We start from the raw sequence: 221 nt of genomic DNA, 5'->3' as shown, positions 1-221 counted from the left end.
CTTCATTTACAAACAATGAAGGAAATGGAAGTAGTCAATCAAAAACTGAAAAAGGCAAAGAACGTTGCAACAGAGGCTTTACAGACAGCTGAAAATGCAAATAAGGCGAAAACGGATTTCCTGTCTAATATGTCACATGATATTCGTACACCCATGAATGCAATCATTGGTATTACGTCTTTGATCAGACATGATGCAGGTAATAAAGCAAAAGTTATAGA

The 221-nt window shown here is 35.7% G+C and carries 1 protein-coding gene; it reads left to right on the top strand.

The annotated features are described in order from the left end of the window. The coding region (locus DW922_RS18235; protein WP_279221356.1) for a histidine kinase dimerization/phospho-acceptor domain-containing protein at positions 1-221 on the top strand (221 nt) is incomplete at both ends.

This window comes from Clostridium sp. AM42-4, assembly GCF_003480105.1.
Lineage (GTDB): Bacteria > Bacillota > Clostridia > Lachnospirales > Lachnospiraceae > Brotaphodocola.
The sequence above is the reverse complement of the archived record's forward strand: the minus strand, read 5'-3'. Positions and strand labels throughout refer to the sequence as shown.